Annotated in this window: 18 protein-coding genes; 8 read left to right on the top strand and 10 right to left on the bottom strand. The window is 62.7% G+C overall.

Annotated features, from left to right (window positions below; translation table 11 throughout):
- Positions 1-14 precede the first annotated feature (14 nt).
- From CEX88_RS23200 to CEX88_RS23175, 6 genes are all read right to left on the bottom strand, one after another.
- A complete protein-coding gene (locus CEX88_RS23200) occupies positions 15-245 on the bottom strand; it encodes an MbtH family protein (protein ID WP_066848546.1) in 231 nt (76 codons plus the stop codon).
- Positions 246-920: 675 nt separating this feature from the next.
- On the bottom strand, positions 921-1,259 hold the full coding sequence (locus CEX88_RS23195; protein ID WP_094295300.1) for a hemophore-related protein: 339 nt from the start codon (positions 1,257-1,259) through the stop codon (positions 921-923).
- 272 nt (positions 1,260-1,531) lie between these two features.
- Entirely contained in the window at positions 1,532-4,405 is a 2,874-nt protein-coding gene (locus tag CEX88_RS23190) for an MMPL/RND family transporter (protein ID WP_094295299.1), read from the bottom strand.
- A gap of 46 nt (positions 4,406-4,451) precedes the next feature.
- A complete protein-coding gene (locus tag CEX88_RS23185; protein ID WP_094295298.1) occupies positions 4,452-7,331 on the bottom strand; it encodes an MMPL/RND family transporter in 2,880 nt (959 codons plus the stop codon).
- Between the two features lies 1 nt (position 7,332).
- Positions 7,333-7,755, bottom strand: coding sequence for an MmpS family transport accessory protein (locus tag CEX88_RS23180; RefSeq protein WP_066848586.1), 423 nt, complete (start codon positions 7,753-7,755; stop codon positions 7,333-7,335).
- A gap of 551 nt (positions 7,756-8,306) precedes the next feature.
- Positions 8,307-9,095, bottom strand: coding sequence for an alpha/beta fold hydrolase (locus CEX88_RS23175; RefSeq protein ID WP_066848558.1), 789 nt, complete (start codon positions 9,093-9,095; stop codon positions 8,307-8,309).
- A 171-nt stretch (positions 9,096-9,266) separates the two neighbouring features.
- Here CEX88_RS23175 and CEX88_RS23170 point away from each other — a divergent pair, with 171 nt between their 5' ends.
- From CEX88_RS23170 to CEX88_RS23155, 4 genes are all read left to right on the top strand, one after another.
- Entirely contained in the window at positions 9,267-10,553 is a 1,287-nt protein-coding gene (locus tag CEX88_RS23170; protein WP_066848561.1) for a sensor histidine kinase, read from the top strand.
- Positions 10,541-11,185 carry a response regulator gene (locus tag CEX88_RS23165; protein WP_066848564.1) on the top strand — a complete coding sequence of 215 codons (645 nt, stop codon included), beginning with the start codon at positions 10,541-10,543 and terminating at the stop codon, positions 11,183-11,185. Before CEX88_RS23170 ends, CEX88_RS23165 begins: the two co-directional genes overlap by 13 nt.
- 57 nt (positions 11,186-11,242) lie before the next feature.
- Positions 11,243-11,734: a DUF6197 family protein gene (locus tag CEX88_RS23160; RefSeq protein WP_094295297.1), complete on the top strand. Its 492-nt coding sequence runs from the start codon at positions 11,243-11,245 to the stop codon at positions 11,732-11,734.
- Between the two features lie 99 nt (positions 11,735-11,833).
- Entirely contained in the window at positions 11,834-12,598 is a 765-nt protein-coding gene (locus tag CEX88_RS23155; protein ID WP_094295296.1) for a hypothetical protein, read from the top strand.
- A gap of 49 nt (positions 12,599-12,647) precedes the next feature.
- Here the strand turns inward: CEX88_RS23155 and CEX88_RS25950 are convergent, their stop codons facing one another.
- On the bottom strand, positions 12,648-12,878 hold the full coding sequence (locus CEX88_RS25950) for a hypothetical protein (protein ID WP_126315814.1): 231 nt from the start codon (positions 12,876-12,878) through the stop codon (positions 12,648-12,650).
- Between CEX88_RS25950 and prrA the strand changes: the two genes are divergently transcribed.
- The gene (prrA, locus tag CEX88_RS23150) at positions 12,848-13,558 is read left to right on the top strand and encodes a two-component system response regulator PrrA (RefSeq protein WP_197696891.1); all 711 of its coding nucleotides are present in this window, start codon (positions 12,848-12,850) and stop codon (positions 13,556-13,558) included. The two genes, CEX88_RS25950 and prrA, sit on opposite strands and share 31 nt — an antisense overlap.
- Positions 13,558-14,901, top strand: coding sequence for a HAMP domain-containing sensor histidine kinase (locus CEX88_RS23145; protein WP_094295295.1), 1,344 nt, complete (start codon positions 13,558-13,560; stop codon positions 14,899-14,901). The genes prrA and CEX88_RS23145 overlap by 1 nt, the downstream gene beginning before the upstream one ends.
- A 75-nt stretch (positions 14,902-14,976) precedes the next feature.
- Here CEX88_RS23145 and CEX88_RS23140 read toward each other — a convergent pair whose 3' ends face one another.
- Entirely contained in the window at positions 14,977-15,288 is a 312-nt protein-coding gene (locus tag CEX88_RS23140; protein ID WP_094295294.1) for an FKBP-type peptidyl-prolyl cis-trans isomerase, read from the bottom strand.
- Between the two features lie 94 nt (positions 15,289-15,382).
- Here CEX88_RS23140 and CEX88_RS23135 point away from each other — a divergent pair, with 94 nt between their 5' ends.
- Together CEX88_RS23135 and CEX88_RS23130 are read left to right on the top strand one after the other, a co-directional pair.
- The gene (locus CEX88_RS23135) at positions 15,383-15,631 is read left to right on the top strand and encodes a DUF2630 family protein (RefSeq protein WP_094288496.1); all 249 of its coding nucleotides are present in this window, start codon (positions 15,383-15,385) and stop codon (positions 15,629-15,631) included.
- Positions 15,628-17,166, top strand: coding sequence for a phytoene desaturase family protein (locus tag CEX88_RS23130; RefSeq protein WP_094295293.1), 1,539 nt, complete (start codon positions 15,628-15,630; stop codon positions 17,164-17,166). The genes CEX88_RS23135 and CEX88_RS23130 overlap by 4 nt, the downstream gene beginning before the upstream one ends.
- Here the strand turns inward: CEX88_RS23130 and CEX88_RS23125 are convergent.
- A complete protein-coding gene (locus CEX88_RS23125; protein ID WP_094295292.1) occupies positions 17,163-17,579 on the bottom strand; it encodes a MarR family winged helix-turn-helix transcriptional regulator in 417 nt (138 codons plus the stop codon). The two genes, CEX88_RS23130 and CEX88_RS23125, sit on opposite strands and share 4 nt — an antisense overlap.
- A complete protein-coding gene (locus CEX88_RS23120) occupies positions 17,569-19,005 on the bottom strand; it encodes an MFS transporter (protein ID WP_094295291.1) in 1,437 nt (478 codons plus the stop codon). Before CEX88_RS23120 ends, CEX88_RS23125 begins: the two co-directional genes overlap by 11 nt.
- Positions 19,006-19,082 lie beyond the last annotated feature (77 nt).

The following is a 19,082-nucleotide window of genomic DNA, read 5'->3' as shown; positions in this document are numbered from 1 at the left end:
AAAAACCAGTCGGTCTAGGCTTCAGTACTTCGGGCCTGTGCGAGCCTGTCGCGAAGGCTCTTGGGCCTGATGTCGGGCCAGTTCTGTTCGATGTAGTCGAGACACGACGCGCGATCCGCTTCTCCGTAAACGACGCGCCAGCCCGCTGGAACATCGGCGAAAGTCGGCCACAGGCTGTGTTGTTCCTCTTCATTGACCAATACGAAGAAGGTGCCATTGTCGTCGTCGAATGGATTGGTACTCACAGTCCTCCTGACCGCGTCGTTTAATGGGTGCGACCGCACCAAACCATACTTAAGAGAGCCGTCGTGTTCAGGCATTTGGCAAAGTTTTTCTCGGGACCACGTCTTCGCTGGTGCGGTGCGTTTCAGCAAACGCTGACGTGAAGCCGCCAACGAAAGATAGAGCTGCGCTGCGGTGACCGACCGCGTGAGCGACCGCCGATGTCCGCGCTTGGCCCAAGAGCGATCGTCGCCCACAAAGCTGATGCCGTTAGGGGCCTTTACAATCGGACAAACCGGAGTGTGAAAGCCTCGGCCCAGCTTTCGCGTCGCTCGCTTGGTCTGTCGACCGACCCCGCACGCCGGCCAAGGTGGTCGTAGGCCAGCAAATTATGCACATGTGTCAGTAGCGCGAGCGAATACTTGCCTGCGAAAGCACAGGCCCACAGGAAGTGCGGAGCCGTTGTATGGGCAAACGACTGGCAGGATCCGCCACGATTGGCTCGCAAAGAAGTCGGCGGGAAAACACAGCGTGCGGACTGACACGCCACATTGATTAGGTGTGTCAGCCCGCACGCTGGCGGAACTAGATCATTCGATTTCGATGCCTAGCACAAAACGAACAGTTCCACCAAAGAGCCACACTCGCCCTGCTGCCCGTCCGGTCAGGCCTGAATCGAAGCTCGTCGCCCAGGTGACCTAGAAGTTGTTACAGGTGTTGAAGACTGTTTGGTAGAGGCCGATGTACGGCTGATTCTCCGGCGATGCCGCGATTTGCTGTGCCATCCGCTGACGCGTATCCGGTGGGGCGGCTAAGAATTGTTGCAGCCCGGCCTTCATTGCGTTATTGGAATTGAAGACAGATGCGGCTACTGGATCTGCCGCGTTCAACGCCGCCATGAGTTGCGGGTAGGTGCACGTGGTGTTGACAGCCGGACCGAGGTCAGGAGTTGCCGACGCGACGCCGGCACCGGCGGTCACCGACAACGCCAGACCCGCTATGCCAACGGCCACTCGGGTCATCGTCAGTTTGATCATGTGTGTACCTCTCGTTCGGATGGATCCAGATTCCACTGCGTTTGATCGTTCGGCCGCCTCTGAACGTTTCATTACCCTGAGATCGGCGCGCTCAAGCCAAGTCCCCATGCCCCCTCATGCACTGTCGGATGCCGACGCCAAGACTGGTCCGCCGTAGACGCTGGCCAGATCTTGTTGGTCAAATTATCCATTTGCTGCTCGGCCGACGATACCAGTTCACCGACAACCGAAACAGCGAGTCAGCAAGCGCGAGCGCGTGTGGTCTGGCTTGCCTACCGCTGTTCACCGAGCAGCGCACGAACTAGGGGGCGAGGACCATACGGCTCGAGCATTCGGCTTGCAGGCCGGGGTCGCACCCTCTGCGGCCACCAAAACCACCGCCCCAGGAGCGCTGCGATCGACGGTGTCATGAAGGCGCGGACCACCAAGGTATCGAACAGAAGACCGACCCCAATGGTGGTACCCACTTGGCCGATGATGCGAAGATCGCTGACGACCATGGACATCATCGTGAAAGCGAACACCATGCCCGCGGACGTCACAACCTTCCCTGTGCCGCCCATCGCCCGAATGATGCCGGTGTTCAACCCGGCGCCTATCTCCTCTTTCATCCGCGATACCAGCAGAAGGTTGTAATCCGACCCCACCGCCAAGAGGATGATCACCGACATCGCGAGCACAAGCCAGTGCAATTCGATTCCGAGAATGTGCTGCCAGATAAGAACCGAGATTCCGAAGGACGCGCCGAGCGAAAGCGCGACGGTCCCCACGATGACAAGTGCGGCCATAAGGCTTCGCGTGATGATGAGCATGATGGCGAAAATGAGACACAGCGCCGCTACGCCCGCAATCAAGAGATCGAAGGTAGCGCCGTCTTGCATATCCTTATACGTCGCCGCAGTTCCGCCGAGGTAGATCTGCGCATTCTTGAGTGGTGTCGTCTTGAGCGCCTCCTCGGCAGCGACTCTTATGGCATCGACGCGTGCGAGTGCCTCCGGTGTCCCGGGCTCGTCGCGATGCGAGATCATCAGACGCATCGCTTTGCCGTCCGGTGAGAAGAAGAGATTCATGGCGCGTTTGAAGTCCTCGTTTTCAAAGACTTCGGGAGGCAGGAAGAAGGAGTCATCGTTCTTGGCGGCGTCGAAAGCCCTGCCCATCGCGGTCACATCCTCAGTCGATTCCTCCATTTGATTGAGGAATCCCGACATGGTGCTATGCATGGTCAAAACCATCATCCGCATCGTTTTCATCGACTCGACCATCTCGGGCATCACGGCCAGCAATTGCGGCATGAGCTGATCCAGGTGATCCATTTCGGTGACCAGCTGACGCAATTTTAGGCTGACTCTATCGGCGCCATCGAGAGTGTCGAATATGGATCTGATCGCCCAGCAGATGGGGATGTTGAAACAGTGCGGCTCCCAGTACAAGTAATTACGAAGCGGCCGAAAGAAATCGTCGAAATCGGCGATGTTGTCTCGCAACTCATTCAACGTATCTTCCATCTCGTGAGTAAGGCCGTTCATGCGGTGGGTGATCTCGTAAAGTTGCCGCGTCAGTTCATAGTTCCGCTGCATCAATGCGATCATCTTGCTCATATCGTCAGCTTGCTTCAGCAAGCCATCCATTCGGGCTTGCTGAAATGGCAACATCTGCTTTTGACTGGCCATCTGAATGCTGATCAAAAAGGGGATCGAAGTTCGTTCGATCGGGGTCCCCTCGGGCCGCGTTATACCCTGTACCCGCGCAATTCCAGGCACGGCGAACACGTTCTTGGCGAGTTTGTGCAGAACCAGGAAATCCGCGGGATTACGCATATCGTGGTCTGCCTCGATCATCAGGATCTCGGGCATCATCCGGGATTGCGGAAAGTGCCGCTCAGCGGCTGCATAACCGAGATTGGCGGGAATGTCCTGCGGCACATACTCGCGGTCGTTGAAGCTGCTCCGATATGCCGGAAGCGCCAGCAGACCCACAAGCGCTACGGCACAAGTCGCAGCCAAAATGGGGCCTGGCCATCGGACGATAGCCGTGCCCAACCGTCGCCACCGTCGAACGGCGATCTTGCGCTTGGGCTCGAACAGCCCTAACCTGCCACCCACTGCGATCACTGCCGGAACGAGCGTGACAGCCACGGCGACCACCATGAGCATGCCCACCGCCCCGGGGACGCCCAGCGTCTCGAAATACGGCAGACGGGTAAAGCTCAGGCAGTAGATCGCGCCGGCGATGGTCAGGCCGGAACCCAATACGACTTTGGTGACGCTGCGGTAGGTGGTGTAGAAGGCGGTCTCCGGGTCCTCACCGGCCTGGCGCGCCTCGTGGTATCGCCCGAAAAAGAAGATCCCGTAATCCGTGCCCGCCGCGATGCCGAGCGACACCAATAGGCTGACGGCGAACGTTGAAAGATCCATTATCTCGTGCATGGCCAAGAGTGCGACGACCCCCCTGGCCACCTGCACCTGGATACCCATGCTGAGCAGCACGAAGAAGACTGTGATGATCGATCGGTAGACGAAAAGCAGCATCACCAGGATCACCACGAGGGTTACTATGGTGATCTTGAGAATGGAGTCGTCGCCGGCCCTGTTCATGTCGGCCACCAACGGCGCGGGACCCGTCACGAAGGCGGCGACGCCCGGCGGCGTGGGCACTCCATCGACGATGTCTCGGACTGCCCGAACGGATTCGTTTGCCAGCGCCTCGCCCTGATCACCGGCGAGATTGACCTGAACGTAGGCGGCCTTGCCGTCACTACTCTCCGCGCCAGGGGCCGTTAGGGGATCCGCCCAGAAATCCTGTACATGGTTCACATGCTCCGGGTCATCGCGCAATTGGCGGATCAACTCGTCGTAGTAAGCATGCGCGTCGGGCCCGAGCGGTTTGTCGCTCTCCAGGACGATCATCGCGAAGCTGTCAGAATCGGATTCCTTGAACACCTCGCCCATATGCCTCATCGCTTGGTACGACGGGGCGTCTTCAGGAACCTGTGAGACGGAGCGTTCCTTGCCGACCTGCTCGAGCGAAGGGATCCCGAAGAACAGGTACGCAGTGATCGCCAACCAGACAACGATGATCGGCACCGAGAGTAGGTAAACCGCTCGCGCGATGAACGGCGGTCTGTTGGCGGTATGCGGGTCGCTCATACTGCCTTCGACACGCGCAAAGACGGATCGTTCACGGTCACCAGCCCTAACGGTCCTGCTTCAGCAGCAGGGAACGTACCAATGGACGAGTCCCGAAAGGCCGAAGCATTTGACTGGATGGTCGGGGGCGTACACGGCGCGGCCACCAGAACCAGCGTCCAAGCAGCGCAGCGATCGACGGTGTCATCAGCGCACGCACGATCAACGTATCGAAGAGCAAACCGATCCCAATGGTGGAGCCCACTTGGCCTAACGTTCGGAGATCGCTGACCAACATTGCGAACATCGTGAATGCGAACACCAGTCCTGCGGCGGTCACCACTCGGCCGGTACCGGCCATCGCCCGGATGATGCCGGTGTTCAACCCGGCGCCTATTTCCTCCTTTATCCGGGAGACCAGTAGAAGGTTGTAATCGGAACCGACAGCCAAGAGGACGATCACCGACATCGCGAGGACCACCCAGTGGATTTGGATGCCGAGGATGTGCTGCCAGATAAGGACGGATAGCCCGAACGCCGTACCGAGCGACATCGCGACGGTGCCGACGATGGTCAAGGCCGCAACAAAGCTCCGAGTCATGATCAGCATGATGATGAAAACGAGGCATAGAGCCGCCACACCCGCAATCAACAGGTCGTATGTCGAACCCTCGACCAGATCCTTGGAGAGCGCCGCGGTGCCCCCCATAGAGATTTTGGCGCTTTCTAACGGCGTTCCTTTCAGCGCCTCCTCGGCAGCCGTTTTTATCGGCTCCACCCGCGAGATGCCCTCCGGTGACGCAGGGTCGTCCCGCTGCGTGATGAGCATCCGCGCCGCCTTACCGTCCGGCGTCAAGAAAACATCCATGACTTTCTTGAAATCTTTGTTCTTGAATATGTCCGGCGGGAGGTAGAAGGAGTCGTCATTTTTGGCCGCGTCGAAAGCCTTGCCCATGGCGGTGGCGTTCTCGCTGCCCTCCTCCATAAGAGATATCGTTCCGGACATGGTGCTGTGCATCGTCAGCATCATCGTCCGCGTGCTCTCCATCGTCGCGATCATCGGCGGGAACTGTGCGAGCAGCTGGGGCATCAGCAAATCGAGCTGATCAAGATTGGTGACGAGTTCGCGCATCGTGACGGTGATCTCGTCGAGGCCGTCGATCACGTCGAATACCGACCTGATCGCCCAGCAAATGGGGATGTTGAAGCAGTGCGGTTCCCAGTAAAAGTAATTGCGAATGGGCCTGAAGAAATCGTCGAAATTTGCAATGTTGTCCCGCATCTCGTTCGTGATCTCTTCGAGCTCGTGCGTGGTAGCAATCATGCGGTGAGTAGTAGCGTTGAGCTCTGTCATCAGGGCAAACATGCGGTTCATCAACGCTATCGTTTTGGTCATTTCCTCGGCCTGCTTGAGCATGTCGTCCATGCGGGCCTTCTGGAATGGCAGCATTTGCATCTGGCTCGCCTGGTTCATGCTCAGCATGTACGGAATAGTCGTGTGCTCGAGGGGCTCTCCTGAGGGCCGCGTCGGACCCTGGACACGAGCAACGCCGGGGACCTCCAAAATTCCCTTGGCGAGCTTATTCAGCACCAGGAAGTCGGCGGGATTGCGCATGTCATGATCTGACTCGACCATCACTACGTCAGGCGTCATCATGAGAGCGGGCGGAAAATGCCGCTTGGCGGCCTCGAAGCCCTGGTTCGCATCGATGTAATCGGGGATGGTGTCCTGATCGTTGTAGCTGGGTCGATATCCCGGTAGGGCCAGGAGCCCGACGAGCGCCAACGCAAATGTCGCGACGAGGATCGGGCCGGGCCACCGAACGACAGCGGTGCCGATTCGCCGCCATTGACGGGTGATGACTTTTCGCTTCGGCTCAAACAGTCCCACGCGGCTACCCAGAGCGATTACCGCTGGTACCAATGTCAGGGCAACGGCGACCGCGACCAGCACGCCCACTGAGCCGGGGATGCCCAATGGTTGAAAGTACGGCAGACGGGTGAAACTCAGGCAGAAAACGGCCCCGGCGATGGTCGAGCCGGACGCCAAAACGACTTTACCGACGCTGCGATATGTGGTGTAGAAGGCTTCGACGCGATCCTCACCGGCTTGACGCGCCTCGTGATAACGCCCGAAAAAGAAAATACCGTAGTCTGTTCCAGCCGCGATCACCAGTGACACCAACAGGTTGACCACGTAGGTGGTGAGGTCGACGGCCCCGATATCGCCGAGGAAGGCGACGAATCCCCTGGCGACCTGAAGCTGAATCCCCACCATCAGCAATGAGACGATGACGGTGACTATCGAGCGATAGAGAAGCAGCAGCATCAAGAAGATCACAGCGATGCTCGTCGCGGTGACGAGGAAGACCGTCCTGTTACCGCTTGTTCCCAGATCCGCGACGAACGCAGACGGCCCGGTGACGTACGCCTTGACGCCAGGCGGGGCTGGTAAGCCATCGACGATTTCCCGGACGGCTTCAACCGATTGGTTCGACTCCGCCTGCCCCAGGTTGCCCATGAGATTTACTTGGACATAGACGGCCTTACCATCGGCGCTCTGCGCAGCGCCTGCGGTCAGCGGGTCCCCCCAGAAGTCACGAACGTATTCAACGTGCTGCCGATCCGCCTCAAGCTGCCGGATCAACTCGTCGTAGTAGACGTGCGCCTCGTCGCCGAGCGGCTCCTCGCCCTCCAGGACGATCATCGCCACGCTGTCGGACTGCGACTCGTCATACAGCTCGCCCATTCGCTGCATAGCTCTGAAGGACGGGGCGTCATTCGGCGTGAGTGTTATCGCGTTTTCACGCTCGACTTGTTCCAGCGACGGGATGCCGGTGCTGAGAATCACGGCAATCGCGATCCAGCCGAGAATGACGGCCGGCGCAAGCCGGTAGATCCACCGTGCGACGAATGGCGGTTTGCGGCGTACCGGAGCGATCGTCATTTCATGCGGCCTTCACCAGGCAATAAGTGAATGCATTCACTCCTTGGCTGGTCCGCTCCGCTTTGACCTCTCCGTCCACGATGATGCGGCAGCCGATGCTGCCGCCGTCGCCCTGCGTGACCAGGTTGCCTACGATCGCCGCGCCCGAGAGATCGTACGTCGCCGACCAGGGCAGACTTACTCCCTCGACATACTGAGGCTCGGCGTCGGGATCAAAGTAACTGATGTTCGCCGTCGTTCCGGGAGGTCCGAACACCTCATAGACCAGCTCTTTGGTGGTGTATGGCTCTTGCTCCTCGATTGCGGTCTCGGCGTACGAAGGACGGTTTTCTGAGCCGAAAACCGTACGCAGCCGCGACACGGTGAAACCTCCCGCAACAATCACCACGAGAATGAGCAGCGGGATCCACAACCTCTTAAAGATCCTGAAAATCGCGAATCCCCTCCGTCCGTCTCCATGTCCGTCGCTACCAGCCGCTCGAACATGCAACTACACATTGCCGCGACACGCCAGACGGCGACCCTGGGATTACCCGGAAGATCCCACGCTCGCCGTGTCGGAGTCACGGCAAACTTGAAGCGCCTCGGGGAGCAAAACCCGATCTCGATGAGTAAAGCATGCCGTCGGCCTCCACAATCTCCCCGTTCCCAACGCGATACGCGATCGTAATCCATCGCCTTCAGCGCTCCCGCACGGTATCCAGGTTGCGCCCCGGCCGACAAGTCGCATCACAGCCGTTTGCGAGCGCTGCGGACTGTACCTCCCGCCGGTCTGATGCGGAAGCGAATTCGAGGAACCGCGCTACGCCGGTCACGCTTTGTTCAGCACTCTGACGAAGGGCCAGATGGGGGGCCGACCGATCTGGCGCCCTCCGACTTAGCGGACGATCAGTGTGATCGGTTGCGGGACTACGCGTTTGCGCGTGACGGCTGCTGGCAGTCATGGCCGCGTCTGGCGTTCCAGCCGCTCGAGCCTCACCGACCAGCGTCGGCGAAAAAGTCCAGAATCGCCGAGTTCACCACCTCGGGGCGCTCGAGAAAGCCCAGGTGGCCGGCGTCCGCGATTTCGAGGTACCGTCCGTTCGGGAAAGCGGCGGCCACCTCGGCGCCCAAATACGGCGGCATCACGAGGTCGTCGGCGAATCCCAGTACCAGCACCGGCGTCGTGATCACCCTGTAGACACGCAATCGATCGGTTTCTGGCGCCACCCCATACTGGGCGCGAACCCCGGGAGTCGGCTTCGTCGGCCACATCGTGAAGGTATCGATCCAGTCGCCAACGATTCTGTCGTCGTTCAAGGTCTTCGGCGAGAAGTTCTCGAGTAAGCGCAGTTTCGCCGCGTAACGGGGCGGAAGCTCTATACCGGCATCGACGAATTCGCGTTCGGCCACGCGGAAAAACTCGCGCGCCCGGTCGTGACGTCCGCGCGTGGCCATCAATGCTGCCTCAGTCACCAGATCGGGCCGGGCAAGCATCAGTTCTTGGGCGATATACGAGCCCATCGAGGTGGCCACGATCCGAACGGGGGCAATACTCAGCTTCTCAATCAGATTCGCGGTGTCGGCAACCATGGTCGCCGTCGTGAATCCCTCGGCATTTGCGGTTGCGCCGACCCCCCTGTTATCGAATGTGATGACGCGGTAACCCGCTGCACGGAACGCCGGCACCTGATGGATATCCCATGTGCGTCCGAGGCCACCTTGACCCGTGATGAACAGGACCGGATCTCCGTCGCCGCGGTCTTCGTAGGCCAAATCGAGCACGATTGGACGGTACTACGGCGACGTGCCGGGTTATCCTCCCGGCGTAAGGTGGAGGGCAGCTGCGGTGCGCTCACAGCGAGGCGATGTGGGGGTTAACCCCCCCTAATTGGTCGGGTCAACGCCGTTTCGGCCCACCTCGGCGTTCCGTACGTTGATGGTGTGGTCACAGTCATGAATCCAGAGGTCAAGCCGGTCCCGGCTGATACGACCTCGCCAACAGCGCGTCGGCGGATCGGTATCCTACCCAGCGCGTCGCTGATCGTAGGCGCGGTGCTCGCCATCGTTTGGCTGTGGTTACCGAGCATGCTCGTGCTGGTCGGTATCGCGACAATTCCATCGGTGGTCGGGCTTTTGGTCGCCGTGGTCGCATTCGTGTATCTGATGCGCGGCGCGCAGTGGCTGGAGCGTCTGCGAAGCGAAGCCGTATTCGGCATGAATATCCCCGCACCGCCGCGAAAATGGTCCCCTTACAAGGGCTTTGAGCGCTGGGCCCACCAATTGTGGCTCGATCTCAGCAGTGCTCAGTTCTGGAAGGGCTGCGCGCATCACCTTCTCCGGATGGTCTACGACTTACTCGCCGGTGGCCTGGCATTCGTACTGTTGGCGTTCGGATTTCTGGCACCGGCAGCGGCTATCGCCGTCAGTCACAGTGACGACGACGCCGGCCTGTACTCCCTGTCCCCGGCGCTGGCGTGGCCGCTGGCCGTGGTCGCGTTGGCGGTCGCCGCAGCGATTGTGGTCTTTGCGCCCATCCTCGACGCCCAACTCGACCGCTGGCTGCTCTCGTCGTCGCCAACCACGATGTTGCAAGACGAGGTCAACGCCCTCGCCGATGCCAGAATGGGAGCGGTCTCATCGGCGCACGCCGAGCGACGCCGAATCGAGCGCGACCTGCACGACAGTGTGCAGCCACGCCTCGTCTCGCTGGCGATGACGATCGGCCTCGCACAGACCAAGTTCGACAACGACCCGTCTGCTGCCAAGGCGTTGATCGCAGAGGCCCAGGATGACGCGAAAAACGCGATGCTGGAACTCCGCAACGTCGTGCGTGGTATCGCCCCGACGATCCTTTCCGACCGAGGGCTGGACGCCGCGCTCTCAGCGGTGGTACATCGAGCCGCCGTTCCGACAACGCTGGATATTGACCTACCGCGGCGTATTCCAGAGGAGACCGAAACTGTCGCGTACTTCGTTGTCGCCGAGTCCCTCACCAATGTCGCCAGGCACGCACATGCTTCGCGGGCCATCGTGACGGTGCGCCTCGACGAGATCGAAGACAAGCTCCACGTCTCGGTGTTCGACGACGGCCGCGGCGGCGCGCAAATCACGGACAGCGCAACCGCAACCGGTTTACGTGGTCTGGCCGATCGAGTGCGCGCGGTCCGTGGCACATTCACGGTTTCCAGTCCGGTCACCGGGTCCACGACTGTCACGGCGGTGCTGCCATGCGCATCGTGATCGCCGAGGATTCTGCGTTGTTGCGCGCAGGTGTCGAACGCATACTCGTCGATGCCGGCCATGAGGTGGTAGCGAGTGTGACTGATGCGTCGAATCTGCTCGGCCTGGTCAACGACGAAAAGCCGGATCTTGTGATCGTCGATGTCAGGATGCCTCCTACGTTCACCGATGAGGGAATTCGCGCCGCCGCGCAGCTGCGAAGCCAAAATCCAGAGTCGCCCGTATTGGTCTTGTCGCACTACGTCGAGGAGCGTTATGCCTCCGAGCTGATCACCTCGGACACCCGCGGCTTCGGCTACCTGCTCAAGGACCGCGTTGCTGACGTACCGGCGTTCCTGGACGCAGTGTCCGTCGTGGGCGGCGGTGGAACTCTCCTCGACCCAGAGGTCGTGTCCCAGATCCTCGCGCGATCGCATCGCCGGAGCGCGCTGGATCAGCTAACCCCTCGCGAACGCGACGTCCTGCAACTGATGGCCGAAGGTAGGACGAACTCTGCCATCGCCGCGACCCTGCACATTTCGACAGGTTCCGCGGAGAAGCACATCGCCTCCATCTTCACGAAATTGGGGCTTGCGCCCGACGACACCGGAAACCGCCGTGTCCTTGCGGTTCTGCGCTACCTCGAGTCTTAACAAGAAGGGATAGAAACCGTGACGACGATAGTGACGTCAGCCGATCATCGGCTCACGATGAAGACAGACCGAGAGGTTATCGAGGACGCTTTGGCACTCATCGAGGTTGAAGGCGGGTGGACGCAAGGCACCTACTGCCGGGACGCCGAGGGATGTGAGGTGCACCCGACCCCGGCCGTTCCAGACGGATGGGTACGGAAGCGCGCCGAGCACGTTGGTGGAGGCGGCTATGTCGTACGAACCGAACCCGGCGCAAGGCCGTGCAGCTTCTGTCTCGGTGGGGCGCTACGAGTGGCGGCAGGCTACTGGCAGTCCGCGATGCCCCACGCCGCGCAGGCACAGATCGATCGCTTGGAGAGGCTTCTCCTGCAGATCGCCAACGCCGTCGATGTGCCGGGGTGGTTGAGCCTGCAGGCTTACAACGATGATGCACACACCACCAAGACCGACGCTGTGCTGACACTGAAGCGAGCCGCCACCTCGGTGGACCGGAGCAGCTACGTCCAGCATCCGCGTCGGACGGAGATACCACCCTTCGCGCCGGCCTAAGCGATGGCAGACCCCCATGTGTCGGCTCCCCGCCCGCCCCTGAGGGCGGGCGGGCGCCGCTCCGCGATGCGCGCGGTACTCGTCCTTATCGCGGCTTTGGTGGCGTTCATTGCGGTCGGCGGCTTGGGGACGCTCGCGGTCGGGCTCGGCGCCAGTCGGGTCGTCACCGATTCACACGAGTTGCCGACCGGCCTTCGGACATTGACCATCGACACGGGTGACGTTCCAATGGGCGTTCGCCTCATTACCGACGCCGACGCCGACCGGCCACGCGTGCATCTACGCGTACTCACGAGGGCCGCTGACACGCGATTGACAATTGCGAATGATGCCTCTGGCAGCCGGGTCGCTCTCGGCGGCAGCGGATCTGGATTCCCTTTCTCCATTGGCGCAGACACCCGGGAAATCAAGGTCATCCTTCCGCCAGACGTCGCGAGAGAACTGCGCGTGACGGTCACTCACCGAACCGGTTCGATCACGAGCGAGGCAGATGTCGATCAACTGATTGCCAAAACCGATACCGGCACCGTCACGCTCAGCGGTTCGGCACGCTTGATTGATATCGCGATTCGAAACGGAGATATCAACACTGGAACACGGATCGCGGTCACCGAATCATTCAGGGCGATAACCCAATCCGGCCGCATCTCAGTGGAATTTCGCGCAGTTCCGCGCATCACCGAAGCGATCGGCTCAGGCCAGGTGACTCTGGGATTGCCTGGTCCAGCACCGTATCGCATAAGCGGGTCCGCGGGACCCCGCGGCAATGTGGTCGTGACTGTGCCCCAAACCACCGACCTGAACGCCGCCGAGGTGACCGCCCGTTCGACGAGCGGCAATGTGGTGATAACCCAGAACCGCTGAGCTCCCAGCACAGCGCACCGGCTTGCCGCCATAGCAATCTCCGGCCGCCTCAGCAAAGATTGGAAAAGAGTGCGGCAAACCGTTCATCGCCGGGGAGTGCGCCAGATGTCGAATCGGCATCCGAGGCGATGACGCGCGCCGCCATCAGTCGGGGCGGCGAGGCGTCGCGATTGAGCTCCGCATCATCAGCGCGGTGGCGCAGCTCCCGTCCGCTCGGCTTCCCGCGATCCGACGAGGACTTCAGGCAATATTGGCTGTATGGATAGTGGCGCAGGCTCACCCCGGGTTCTCGTGGTCGACGACGATCCCGATGTGCTGGCCTCACTGGAGCGCGGATTGCGGCTGTCCGGATTCGATGTGTCCACCGCGGTCGACGGCGCCGAGGCACTGCGCAGCGCGACCGAGACCCGGCCCGACGCGATCGTCCTGGACATCAACATGCCCGTGCTCGACGGAGTCAGCGTGGTCACGGCGTTGCGCGCGATGGACAACGACGTGCCGGTCTGCGTGCTCTCGGCGCGCAGCTCGGTCGACGACCGGGTCGCCGGTCTGGAAGCCGGGGCCGACGACTACCTGGTCAAACCGTTCGTGTTGCAGGAACTGGTCGCCCGGGTGAAGGCGCTGCTGCGCAGGCGCGGGTCCACCGCGACCTTCTCCTCGGAAACCATTCAGGTCGGACCTTTGGAAGTCGACATCCCCGGCCGGCGCGCGCGCGTCAACGGTGTCGACGTCGACCTGACCAAACGCGAATTCGACCTGCTTGCGGTGCTGGCCGAGCACAAGACCGCCGTGCTGTCACGCGCACAGCTACTCGAGCTCGTCTGGGGCTACGACTTCGCCGCCGACACCAACGTGGTCGACGTCTTCATCGGCTACCTGCGCCGCAAGCTCGAGGCAGGCGGCGCTCCCCGGCTGCTGCACACCGTTCGCGGAGTGGGGTTCGTCCTGCGGACGCAGTGATGAGCGTGCTGTCGCGGATCTTCCGCCGAACCCCGTCGCTGCGCACCCGCGTCGCGCTCGCCACCGCGATCGGCGCGGCGATCGTCGTCATCATCGTGGGAACGGTGGTCTGGGTCGGCATCACCAACGACCGTAAGGAACGCCTCGACCGCCGCCTCGACGAGGCCGCCGGCTTCGCGATCCCGTTCCTGCCCCGCGGCCTGGACGAAATCCCGAAGTCGCCGACCAACCAGGACGCGGTCATCACCGTGCACCGCGGCGACGAGGTGACGTCCAACTCCGACGTCGTACTCCCCCAACTCGAACCCGGATACGCCGACACCTACGTCGACGGCGTGCGCTATCGCGTCCGCACCGTCGACATCCCCTACTACCCCGGGCCGATGTCGGTGGCCGTCGGCGCCACGTACGAGGCCACGATTGCCGACACCAACAACCTGCACCGGCGGGTGATCATCATCTGCGTGTTCGCCGTCGGCGCCGCGTCGGTGTTCGGTTGGGTACTGGCGGCTTTCGCGGTGCGCCCGCTCAAGAGCCTGGCCCAACAGACCCGCCAGATCGATGCCGGCGACGAGGACCCCGACGTCGAGGTGCGCGGCGCCACCGAGGCCGTCGAGATCGCCGAGGCGGTCAAGGGCCTGGTCGAACGCGTGTGGAAGGAACAGGACCGGACCAAGGCCGCGCTGGCGTCGGCGCGCGATTTCGCATCCGTCTCCGCCCACGAACTGCGCACCCCGTTGACCGCGATGCGGACCAACCTCGAGGTGCTGTCGACCCTCGACCTGCCCGAGGACCAGCGCAAAGAGGTGGTCAACGACGTGATTCGCACCCAGTCGCGGATCGAGGCGACGCTCGGCGCGCTGGAACGCCTGGCACAGGGTGAGTTGTCGACCGCCGACGACCACGTGCCCGTCGACATCACGGAGTTGTTGGACCGCGCCGCCCATGACGCGATGCGCGTCTACTCCGACCTGGAGGTGTCGTTGGTGCCTGCGCCGACGGTGATCATCGTGGGCCTGCCCGCGGGTCTGCGGTTGGCGGTCGACAACGCGATCGCCAACGCCGTGAAGCATGGTGGAGCCACGCGGGTTCAACTGTCGGCGGTCAGTTCACGAGCGGGCGTGGAGATCGCGATCGACGACGACGGCGTCGGCATCCCCGAGGAGGAGCGCTCGGTCGTGTTCGAACGGTTTTCTCGCGGATCGACGGCGTCGGTGTCGGGCTCGGGGCTCGGCCTGGCGCTGGTCGCACAGCAGGCCGAATTGCATGGCGGCACAGCCTCTTTAGAGGAAAGCCCGCTGGGTGGCGCTCGGCTGCTGCTGCGCCTGCCGGGTCATCAGTGAGCTTTGCCGCCGAAACTGAGCCTCTGCGCGAAAATCTGCCGTTCGAACGCGCAGTTCTTCAGTTTCGACGGCAGGTCAGCGGGTCGCCAGCAGGTCGATGACGAAGATCAGCGTCTTACCCGACAGCCGGTGCCCGCCGCCGGCGGGACCGTAGGCCTGCTCGGGCGGGATGACGAGCTGTCGACGACCGCCGACCTTCATGCCCGGAATGCCGTCCTGCCAACCCTGGATGAGGCCGCGCAGCGGGAACTCGATCGACTCGCCGCGGTTCCATGAGCTGTCGAATTCTTCGCCGGTGTCGTACTCCACGCCGACGTAGTGCACCTCGACGTTGCCGCCGGGCACCGCTTCGGCGCCGTCGCCGACGACCAGATCGGTGATCACCATTTCGCTAGGCGGAGGGCCGTCGGGGAATTCGATTTCGGGCTTCTGCCCTGAGCTTGAAGTCACCGCACTCACGGTAGTCGGGCAGACTGATGCTGTGACCAAAGACCAAGACATTCTCGACCAGGTCAACAGGCTGGTCGCCGAGGAGCAGGAGCTGCGCGCGCAGCTCCAGAATCGCGAGATCGACGAATCCGAGGAGCACCGACGGCTGAAGGCCGTCGAGGTGCAGCTCGACCAGTGTTGGGATCTGCTGCGGCAGCGCCGGGCGCTTCGGGAGACCGGCGGCGATCCACGCGAAGCCGAGGTGCGTCCGCCCGATGAGGTCGAGGGCTACCTCAACTGAGCCCCAGTTACGACGTCATCATCGTCGGCGGCGGGCACAACGGTCTCGTCGCGGCGGCGTATCTGGCGAAGGCGGGTCGTCGGGTTCGGGTGCTGGAGCGACTGGACCACGTCGGCGGCGCGGCGGTTTCCGCGCACGCGTTTGACGGAGTCGACGCCCGGTTGTCGCGATACTCCTACCTCGTCAGCCTGCTGCCCCGGCGCATCGTCGACGACCTGGGCGCGCGGGTTCGCCTGGTGCGTCGCCGCTATTCGTCGTACACGCCCGACCCGACTACCGGTGGCCGCACCGGACTGCTCATCGGCCCCACGTCGACATTCGACGCGATCGGCGCGGCCGACGACGAGTCGCGGTTCGCCGGGTTCTACCGCCGGTGCGGTGGGCTGGTCGAGCGGTTATGGCCGACGCTGCTGGAAGCGCTTCTGACGCGCACACAAGCGCGCGCTCTCGTGGATGACGAAACCGCATGGCGGTCGATGGTCGACGAGCCGATCGGGCACGCGATCACCTCGGCCGTCGACAGCGACGTCGTCCGCGGTGTGATGGCCACCGACGCGTTGATCGGCACCTTCGCCCGCCTCGACGATCCGTCGTTGATCCAGAACGTCTGTTTCCTCTACCACCTGCTCGGCGGTGGAACCGGCGACTGGGATGTACCGATCGGCGGGATGGGCGCGATCAGCGGTGCGTTTGCTGCCGCGGCAGCCGGCTATGGTGCCGAAATCACCTGCGGTGCAGAGGTGTACGCGATCGATCCCGACGGCGAAGTGCGCTACCGCCGCAACGGTGTTGATCACACGGTCCACGGCGGCGTGATTCTGGCCAACGTGACGCCGAGCGTGCTCGCCGGCTTACTGGGTGAGAAACCGCCGGAGTCGACGCCGGGCGCGCAGGTCAAGGTGAACCTCATGCTGCGGCGCCTACCGCGATTGCGCGACGATGCCGTCACACCCGAGCAGGCGTTCGGCGGAACGTTGCACATCAATGAGGCATTCAGCCAGTTGGATTCGGCATACCTGCGCGCGGACGACGGTGTGGTACCCGATCCACTACCGTGCGAGATCTACTGTCATTCGCTGACCGATCCGTCGATCCTGTCGGACGAACTCCGCGCCGCGGGAGCCCAGACGTTGACGGTCTTCGGATTGCATACTCCCCACCCCTTGGTGTCGTCCGGCGGCCCGGACCGGATGCGGGACGCGTTGACGTCGGCGGTGCTCAGTTCGTTGAATTCGGTTCTAGCCGAGCCGATTCACGATGTGTTGATGGAAGATTCGGCAGGCCGACTGTGCATCGAGACGAAGACGACTTTCGACCTCGAACACTCGCTCGGCATGACGAGCGGGCATATCTTTCACGGTGCGTTGACGTGGCCGTTCGCCGAGGACGACGAACCACTCGACACCCCGGCTCGACGCTGGGGCGTGGCGACCGCACATGAGCGAATCCTGTTGTGCGGCGCGGGATCACGTCGCGGAGGCGGAGTCTCGGGTATCGGTGGGCACAATGCCGCGATGGCAGTGCTGGAGAGCTAATCCGCCGACAGTTTGGCGAGTATCTCGCGTAGCGCCTCGAGGTCGGCTTCGTCCAGGTTCGCCAGGGCTTCTGGTGCCGGGTCCTCGACCGCGTCGATCTTGGCCACCATGGCGCATCCCGCATCGGTGAGCGACACCCGCTTGCACCGGCGATTCGCCGGATCCACCTGACGCACCACGAGCCCGCGCTTTTCCAAGTCGTTGACCGCGACCGTCGCGGCCGGCGCGTCGATGGTCGCGGCGTGCGCCAGCTCCTTGACGGTCATCGGCCGTCGGCTCAACCGCCGCAGGATGCGCACCCTGCTGAACGGCAGCCCGGACTGCTCGACGACCGCCCTCTTCCAGCTGTCGTGGTTCTCGACGACGAAGGCCGCCATCGCCCGCCACGCCTCGTCGGCTGCACTACCGGACATCGGCCGTCACCAACGGTTCCAGTCGATCGGCCGACCGCAACGCCCTGCCGGACGTCGAGTAGTAGCCGAGCACGATGATCGCCACCCCGAGTGCCGCGCAGATCAGCCACAGCGGCCGGGTGGCCCCCGCGAAGTCCGGGCCCATCCCGACCAGCGCACCGCCTGCGACCGAACCGCACAGCGCCACACCGATACTCACGCCGACCTGTCTGCTGGTCGAGGCGATAGCCGAGGCCGCCCCCGCCCGGTCGGTCGGCATGCCGCTGACCGCCGCATTGGTCACCGGGGCGTTGACCATCGAGAATCCGATACCGAAGACAGCGAAGATCACCAGCAGCTGCCAGACCGGCGTCGTCGCCGACAGCTGGGCGAGCATGACCGTCGCCGCCGTGATGAGCGTCCCGGCGATCAACAGTGACGGCCGGGCGCCGAACCGCCCGACCATCCGGCCCGACAGCGGCGAGAACACCAGCGCCCCAACGGCTATCGGCAGATAGATCAAGCCGGTGTGAAACGCCGAGAAGCCGCGCGCGTCCTGCAGGTACAACGACATCATGAACAGGAACGCACCCCACGACGCGAACGCGCACACCGCGATCACGGTCGCCGATGCGAACGGGATGCTCCGGAAGAACCGCAGATCGACGAACGGGTCCCGCCTGCGCGCCTCGTACGCCACGAAGCCGCCGAAGGCCGCGACCGCGCCGACTGCCACAGCGACCGTACGAACGTCTCCCCAACCCAACCCCGGACCCTCGATGAGCACGAAGACGAGGCCGAACAGGAACGCCATGCCCAGCAACTGGCCGATCGGGTCGACGTCGCGCATGGTCAGCGACTTGGACCTCGGGACGAAGACGACGGTCAGCAGAATCGCCACCGCGCAGATCGGCAGATTGATCCAGAACACCGCGCGCCAGTTGATCCACTCGATGAGCACACCGCCGACGATCGGCCCCGCGGCCATCGAGATACCGACGACGCCACCCCATATGCCGATGGCCCGGGCGCGCTCGACCCTGCCGGTGAACACCTGCGTGATGATCGACATCGCGACCGGGTTCATCATCGAGCCACCGATCGCCTGCAGGAAGCGCGCGGCGATCAGCGTCTCGATGTTCGGCGCCAGGCTGCACAGCAGCGATGCGACCGCGAACACCGTCAGCCCGATCTGAAACGTGCCTCGACGGCCGAACCGGTCGGCGGCCGCGCCCGACAACAGCAGCAACGACGCCAACACCAGCGTGTAGATGTCGATCACCCACTGCATTTGTGGCCCGCTGGCGTCGAGGTCGGCGCGGATGTTGGGAATCGCGACGTTGACGATCGTCGCGTCCATCGACACGATCAGCAGGCTCAGGCAGCAGGTCACCAAAATGATGGCCTTGCGCCGAGCGCTCAATGACCGGACGACGGTTTCATTCACCCAACAATTGTGAAACTACAACTGTTCGTCCGGCAAGGCGCCTGGCAGTGAGATACGCGACGCCGAAAGTGGGATTA

It is taken from the genome of Mycobacterium neumannii (genome assembly GCF_002245615.1).
Classification (GTDB): domain Bacteria; phylum Actinomycetota; class Actinomycetes; order Mycobacteriales; family Mycobacteriaceae; genus Mycobacterium; species Mycobacterium neumannii_A.
Note: the sequence above shows the minus strand (reverse complement) of the source record. Positions and strands in the feature narration are given on the sequence as shown.